Raw genomic sequence first — 5637 nt, 5'->3', positions numbered from 1 at the left:
TTGTAAGCCGGAAACCCAGAAATTTCCGTCAGCCGATCAACATGGCTTGTCTCGCGCTTGGTCGATGAGTTCCTGCATCGCCCGCATGACTTCTTCGTGGGTGTACGACTTGGCGTTGGGGTCGTCGGCCTCTCGGAGAGCTTCCTCGACCTCGCGGGTCATCCGCGCATATTCTTCCGGCCACAGCGCTTGCTCCATGCGCAGCGACGCCTGCCCAAGCAGGTGCAGCAGGCCGAACAGCCGCATGTCATTGGTGGCGACGACGTGCTCTCGAATCCGCTCCTGGATCACCTCGCAGGCCCGATGCGCCTCTGGCGTCGCCGTGCCCTCGTAGCCGGCTGGGAGTTCTGCTTCTTCAGCGATTCGCGCCCAAGCGATAGCCAGCGCCTCGATGGTGGACAGGTTCATTTGCTCATCCACTTGCGCAGCAGACGCTTTTTCAGGGAGGCGCGCTCTTGCGGATTGCGTCCCTTGTGGTTGGCAATGCGATCCGCCGTGGCGGCCTGGCGCTTGATGGGCCAGTAGGAGCGGCCATCCTTACCCATCGACCAGACGTTGCTGACCTGGTTTTCCAGTAGAGGCAGATGGGCGCATAGAGCTTCCGGCGACGCGCTGGCCAGCGCGGTGCGCTCGTGAGTTCGCCAGCGCTGATGCCAGAGTTTCTTGTCCTCGCGCTCGCTACGGCAGGTCGTGTGCCCAACGATGGGCGTTTTGCGGCGGCTGCGGCTCATGATGTGGTTGTCTCCAAGAACATTCAGGACAGGCTTTCTGGGTAGAGCGCCGTCAACCGGGACAGGGTTTCTTGCACTTGTTCCAGCGAGGTCATCAGATGATCAACCTGATCCTGAAGATCCACGGCGAGATCAAATAGCTCAGCCACTCGGCTGCGTGATCCCTCGTTGAACGCGGCCATTGCCAGTTGATGCAGCTTCAACAGGTCGGTGCGCAGTTGCGGAGGTGCGCCGTCTGCGCTGTCATTCAAATCGCCGCGCAGCACGTCCACGGCATCGACTGCACGCAGCAGTGCCGTGGTATCGAAATTCTCGGGAGTCAGTTCGTCCCATTCGTCGTCGGTGATGCGGGCTGCCATCAGGAGGGCTCCGATTAAGCGGTTGCGAGCGTTAGATGCCCGATCGGCTCGGCTGCTGGCCGTACCTTGATTTCGATGTCGTAGCCGAGGCGATTCAGACAATCCATCAGCTTGCGTTCGGATAGATTGGTGAAGTCGCCGCGCATCATGCCCGACACCTTCGGTTGCGGGATGCCCATGCGTTTGGCCGCCGCTTGTTGAGTCAGCCCAAGGGCGCGCATGGCCCTCCTGATCTCGACCACCAGGCCGGTCTTGATCTTGAGCTTTTCAGCGTCAGGCAGTCCAAGGTCGGCAAAGACGTTGCCCGAGCTGCGCTGAACCTCGACGCCTTCAATGATTCGTTTTTGCATTTCGTAGCTCCTGTGCCAATACCTCGGCCACCTTCAGCCGAGCGCGGATGATGTCCATGTCGGCCTTTGGCGTGGCGATTCCGCTCTTGCTCTTCTTCTGGAAGCAGTGCAGGACGAACACCGCTTCCGCAAACTTGACCGTGTATACCGCTCGATAGGTGCCGCCGGCATCGTCTTCGACGACCTCCAGCACGCCGGCACCACCGAACCCCTTGAGCACCTTTGCTGCGTCATCCTGATCGCCTATCTGCGCCAACGAGAGCGCGTAACCGAAACGGCGACGCACGTCGGACGGCAACGCCATCAAATCCTTGTGGCTGCTCGCGATCCATTCGAGCGGTTTTTCTTTGTTTGTCATGACGGAATTTTATACCTGTTCAGGTAATGATGTAAACGCGGCAACCTCAAGGAGGTGTCGTAAAACATTTGTTTTGCGACAGGCTGTCAGCCGCCGCTGTGCTACCTGTGCAACACCCCCTCAAAAATGTACGGAAAACTCTATCGCTATTCACTATTATGCGGAAACCTGTTTTTGATGGTTATCCGCCTATGTTGGTTGGCTACATGCGCGTGTCGTCGGACTCCGACCGCCAGAGCACGGACTTGCAGCGCGACGCGCTGCTCGCCGCCGGCGTCGATCCGCGTCACCTGTTTGAGGATCGTGCCTCTGGCGCGAAGGATGACCGTGCCGGCTTGGCGCGGGCGCTTGAGTTCGTTCGAGCCGGCGATGTGCTGGTGGTGTGGAAACTCGACCGGCTCGGTCGCTCGCTGTCGCACCTGCTCGCCATTGTGACTTCGCTCAAGGACAAGCGGGTGGCGTTCCGCTCGCTGACAGAGAACCTGGACACTACGACGCCCTCGGGCGAATTCCTGTTCCAGGTGTTCGGTGCGCTCGCGCAGTACGAGCGCGCCTTGATTCAGGAGCGCGTCGTCGCGGGCTTGGCCGCCGCACGCAAACGCGGCCGGATCGGCGGCCGGCCGCAGGCGATCACTGGTGAGAAGCTGGACGCCATCGTCGCCGCGCTCGATGGCGGCATGTCTAAGGCGGCGGTGTGCCGCAACTTCAATGTCAAGCGCACTACGTTGATCGAAACATTGACGCGAGCAGGTTGGCGTGGTGCGGGAAGGACGGTCGATGAGCAACAAGAATAAGCTACTCACCGTCTTTTCTGACGCAGAGCAGGAAGCCTTGTACGGCCTACCGGACTTCGACGATGCTCAGCGGCTGGAATACCTGGCGTTGACCGAATCTGAACTGGCGTTCGCCAGCAGCCGGCCTAGCCTGCAGGCCCAAGTCTATTGCGTCTTGCAGATCGGCTACTTCAAGGCCAAGCATGCTTTCTTCCGCTTCGATTGGCATGAGGTCGAGGACGATTGCGCCTTCGTGCTGAGTCGCTATTTCCACGGCGAAGCGTTCGAACGCAAGGCGATCACCAAGCATGAGCACTACAGCCAGAGGGGTCAGATCGCCGAACTGTTCGGCTACCGGTCGTGGGCGGCTAGCTTCCTGCCGCAACTGGCACAGCAGGCTGAACAGATCGTGCGGCGCGACGTAATGCCAGGATTCGTGGCCGCCGAACTGATCGTTTGGCTCAGCGAGCACAAAATCATCCGGCCCGGCCACACCACCTTACAAGAGCTGGTCAGTGAAGCCCTGTCCACCGAACGCAGGCGCTTGGGCGGCTTGCTGGCAGAAGTGTTGGACGAATCGGCCAAAGCTGCGCTGGGCCAGCTCCTGGTGCGTGACGACACCCTGTCTCAACTGGCAGCGCTCAAGCAGGACGCTAAAGATTTCGGCTGGCGTCAGATGGCAGGGGAGCGCGAGAAGCGCGCCACGCTGAAGTCCTTGCACGGGATCGCCAAGGCGCTGCTGCCCAAGCTCGGCATCTCGCAGCAGAACCTGCTGTACTACGCGAGCCTGGCGAACTTCTATACCGTCCATGACCTGCGCCACCTGAAGGCGGAGCAGACCCGGCTCTACCTGCTGTGCTATGCCTGGGTACGTTACCGGCAGCTCACCGACAACCTGGTCGACGCGATGGCCTTCCACATGAAAAAACTTGAGGACGAGAGCCGCACGGGTGCGAAACAGTCCTTTGTCGCCGAACAGCTGCGACGCCATCAGGAAACGCCGCAGGTTGGCCGCCTGCTGTCGCTGTACGTGGACGACAGCGTGGCCGATCCGACGCCGTTCGGCGAGGTGCGCCAACGCGCCTACAAAATCATGTCCAGGGAATTGCTGCAAAACACGGCGCAGCGCATGAGCGTCAAGCCACTGAACAAACTGGCGCTGCACTGGCAGGCGGTGGACGGCCTGGCCGAACGCATTCGACGCCATCTACGGCCGCTGTACGTCGCGCTCGACTTCGCCGGCACGGCCCCCGATAACCCATGGCTCGCGGCGCTGACTTGGGCCAAGAGCGTGTTCGCCAAGCAGCAGCGCCTATCACAACGGCCACTCGACGAATGTCCGGCGGCAACGCTGCCGAAACGCTTGCGTCCGTACCTGCTGATGTTCGATGCCGAAGGCACGCCGACAGGCCTGCATGCCGATCGTTACGAATTCTGGCTTTACCGTCAGGTCAGGAAACGCTTCCAGGCGGGCGAGCTCTACATTGACGATAGCTTGCAGCACCGGCATTTGTCCGACGAGTTGGTTTCGATGGACGAGAAAGCCGCCGTGCTCGCGCAGATGGACATCCCCTTCCTGCGGCAGCCGGTCAGTGCCCAGCTCGATGCACTGGCGGCCGAGTTGCGTGCGCAATGGGTGGCGTTCAATCGCGAGCTGAAACAGGGCAAGCTGACGCACCTGGAATACGACAAGGACACGCAGAGACTGACCTGGCGCAAGCCCAAGGGGGAGAACCAGAAGGCGCGCGAGCAAGCTCTCTACGAGCAACTGCCATACTGCGATGTCGCCGACGTGTTTCGCTTCGTCAACGGCCAGTGCCAGTTCCTGTCGGCGCTGACACCATTGCAGCCACGCTATGCGAAGAAGGTAGCCGACGCCGACAGTCTGATGGCGGTGATCATTGCCCAAGCCATGAACCACGGCAACCAGGTTATGGCACGTACCAGCGACATCCCGTACCACGTCCTGGAGAGTACCTACCAGCAGTACCTGCGCCAGGCGACGCTACATGTGGCCAACGATTGCATCAGCAACGCCATCGCCGCACTGCCGATCTTCCCGCATTACTCGTTCGACCTCGATTCGTTGTACGGTGCCGTTGATGGGCAGAAATTCGGCGTCGAGCGACCAACTGTGAAGGCGCGCTACTCGCGCAAATATTTCGGCCGCGGCAAGGGCGTCGTCGCCTACACGCTGCTGTGCAATCACGTGCCGTTGAACGGCTACCTGATAGGCGCACACGAGTACGAGGCTCACCACGTGTTCGACATCTGGTACCGCAACACGTCGGACATCGTGCCGAGCGCGATCACCGGCGACATGCACAGCATCAACAAGGCCAACTTCGCCATCCTGCACTGGTTCGGACTTCGTTTCGAGCCGCGCTTCACCGACCTCGACGACCAGTTGCAGGAGCTGTATTGCGCCGATGATCTGGCATTGTACGAGAAATGCCTGATCCGGCCGGCTGGCCAGATCGACCGGCAACTCATCGTCGGTGAGAAGGCGAACATCGACCGAATCGTCGCCACACTGGGCCTGAAGGAAATGACGCAGGGCACGCTGATCCGCAAGCTGTGCACCTATACGGCGCCGAACCCGACGCGGCGCGCAATCTTCGAGTTCGACAAGCTCATCCGCAGTATCTACACACTGCGCTACCTGCGCGACCCGCAACTGGAGCGTAATGTTCACCGCTCGCAGAACCGCATTGAGTCCTATCACCAGCTACGCTCGACCATCGCCCAAGTCGGTGGGAAGAAGGAATTGACCGGCCGCACCGACATCGAAATCGAGATCAGCAACCAGTGCGCCAGGCTGATCGGCAACGCGATCATCTTCTACAACTCGGCGATCCTGTCCCTGCTGCTGACGAAGTACGAGGCAGCTGGCAATGCCAAGGCGCTGGCGTTGATCACGCAGATGTCGCCAGCGGCCTGGCGGCACATCCTGCTGAACGGGCATTACACCTTCCAGACTGACGGCAAGTTCATCGACCTGGATGCGCTCGTGGCGGGACTGGAGCTGGGCTGACGGAAATTTCTGGGATTCCGGCGTACAACCCC

The 5637-nt window shown here is 60.6% G+C and carries 7 protein-coding genes; 2 read left to right on the top strand and 5 right to left on the bottom strand.

All coding sequences use genetic code 11. From position 1 onward, the window contains the following. Positions 1-36: 36 nt before the first annotated feature. From NA637_RS23780 to NA637_RS23760, 5 genes are read right to left on the bottom strand one after another with little or no spacing between them, the layout of a single operon-like run. On the bottom strand, positions 37-408 hold the full coding sequence (locus tag NA637_RS23780; protein WP_023294894.1) for a hypothetical protein: 372 nt from the start codon (positions 406-408) through the stop codon (positions 37-39). Next, the gene (locus tag NA637_RS23775; protein ID WP_000091614.1) at positions 405-731 is read right to left on the bottom strand and encodes a hypothetical protein; all 327 of its coding nucleotides are present in this window, start codon (positions 729-731) and stop codon (positions 405-407) included. Before NA637_RS23775 ends, NA637_RS23780 begins: the two co-directional genes overlap by 4 nt. A gap of 23 nt (positions 732-754) precedes the next feature. Next, the gene (locus tag NA637_RS23770; RefSeq protein WP_000741275.1) at positions 755-1090 is read right to left on the bottom strand and encodes a hypothetical protein; all 336 of its coding nucleotides are present in this window, start codon (positions 1088-1090) and stop codon (positions 755-757) included. Positions 1091-1104: 14 nt separating this feature from the next. Beyond that, on the bottom strand, positions 1105-1440 hold the full coding sequence (locus tag NA637_RS23765) for a helix-turn-helix domain-containing protein (RefSeq protein ID WP_001172026.1): 336 nt from the start codon (positions 1438-1440) through the stop codon (positions 1105-1107). Continuing rightward, positions 1421-1798: a type II toxin-antitoxin system RelE/ParE family toxin gene (locus NA637_RS23760; RefSeq protein ID WP_003151133.1), complete on the bottom strand. Its 378-nt coding sequence runs from the start codon at positions 1796-1798 to the stop codon at positions 1421-1423. Before NA637_RS23760 ends, NA637_RS23765 begins: the two co-directional genes overlap by 20 nt. 191 nt (positions 1799-1989) lie before the next feature. On the opposite strand from NA637_RS23760, the gene NA637_RS23755 reads away from it, so the two are divergent. Both NA637_RS23755 and NA637_RS23750 read left to right on the top strand, forming a co-directional pair. After that, the gene (locus NA637_RS23755; RefSeq protein ID WP_010465829.1) at positions 1990-2592 is read left to right on the top strand and encodes a recombinase family protein; all 603 of its coding nucleotides are present in this window, start codon (positions 1990-1992) and stop codon (positions 2590-2592) included. Continuing rightward, entirely contained in the window at positions 2576-5605 is a 3030-nt protein-coding gene (locus tag NA637_RS23750) for a Tn3 family transposase (RefSeq protein ID WP_010799689.1), read from the top strand. The genes NA637_RS23755 and NA637_RS23750 overlap by 17 nt, the downstream gene beginning before the upstream one ends. The last annotated feature ends 32 nt before the right edge of the window (positions 5606-5637 follow it).

Origin of the sequence: Stutzerimonas stutzeri (assembly GCF_024448935.1) — a bacterium.
In the GTDB taxonomy this organism is placed as follows: Bacteria; Pseudomonadota; Gammaproteobacteria; order Pseudomonadales; family Pseudomonadaceae; genus Stutzerimonas; species Stutzerimonas stutzeri_AO.
This window is presented reverse-complemented; position numbering and strand designations above follow the sequence as displayed.

Bases quoted from the DNA above. Each gene is read 5' to 3' on its own strand.
- NA637_RS23775 (WP_000091614.1), bottom strand. From the start codon at position 731: ATGAGCCGCAGCCGCCGCAAAACGCCCATCGTTGGGCACACGACCTGC.
- NA637_RS23755 (WP_010465829.1), top strand. From the start codon at position 1,990: ATGTTGGTTGGCTACATGCGCGTGTCGTCGGACTCCGACCGCCAGAGC.
- NA637_RS23750 (WP_010799689.1), top strand. From the start codon at position 2,576: ATGAGCAACAAGAATAAGCTACTCACCGTCTTTTCTGACGCAGAGCAG.
- NA637_RS23760 (WP_003151133.1), bottom strand. From the start codon at position 1,798: ATGACAAACAAAGAAAAACCGCTCGAATGGATCGCGAGCAGCCACAAG.
- NA637_RS23780 (WP_023294894.1), bottom strand. From the start codon at position 408: ATGAACCTGTCCACCATCGAGGCGCTGGCTATCGCTTGGGCGCGAATC.
- NA637_RS23765 (WP_001172026.1), bottom strand. From the start codon at position 1,440: ATGCAAAAACGAATCATTGAAGGCGTCGAGGTTCAGCGCAGCTCGGGC.
- NA637_RS23770 (WP_000741275.1), bottom strand. From the start codon at position 1,090: ATGGCAGCCCGCATCACCGACGACGAATGGGACGAACTGACTCCCGAG.